This window comes from Pseudoalteromonas luteoviolacea, assembly GCF_021654285.1.
Lineage (GTDB): Bacteria > Pseudomonadota > Gammaproteobacteria > Enterobacterales > Alteromonadaceae > Pseudoalteromonas > Pseudoalteromonas luteoviolacea_J.
In genome coordinates, this window is sequence record NZ_JAKFZS010000112.1 from 1 (window position 1) to 408 (window position 408).

Annotated in this window: 1 protein-coding gene; it reads right to left on the reverse strand. The window is 51.7% G+C overall.

The genetic code is table 11. The features are described 5' to 3' along the window. On the reverse strand, positions 1–408 hold a 408-nt coding region (locus L1077_RS27240), incomplete at both ends, for an Ig-like domain-containing protein (RefSeq protein WP_237139893.1).

Genomic DNA, 408 nt, shown 5'->3' on the forward strand with positions numbered 1-408 from the left:
GTTTTCTCGGTATTGGAATATAACGCATCGCCCAGTGACACACTGTGACCCGTTGGCGCTTTGGTATCCACCGTGATGGGCAGCTGTGTCGCTGCGGTGTTGTTATTGCCAGCTGCATCGCTAAAGGTATCTGCCGCAATGTCTAACGTGGCATTGGCCTCTGAATCCGCCGAGGGCGTAAAGAGCACGCTATATTGTGTACTTGAAGTCGCACTGAAGTTGCTCAGTGAGCCACCTGATACGGTGATGTCTGATGAAGTAAAGGTCGTACTGGCTTCGCTCAAGACAATAGAAATCGTCGCTGTTTCACCCGCTTTAAGGTTGGTGTCTGAGGCACTAAAAGTGGTTACCGTCGGCTTGGTTTTATCAAGCGCTGCAGTGTCTGTCACCGCAGTTGCTGCGTTGCCC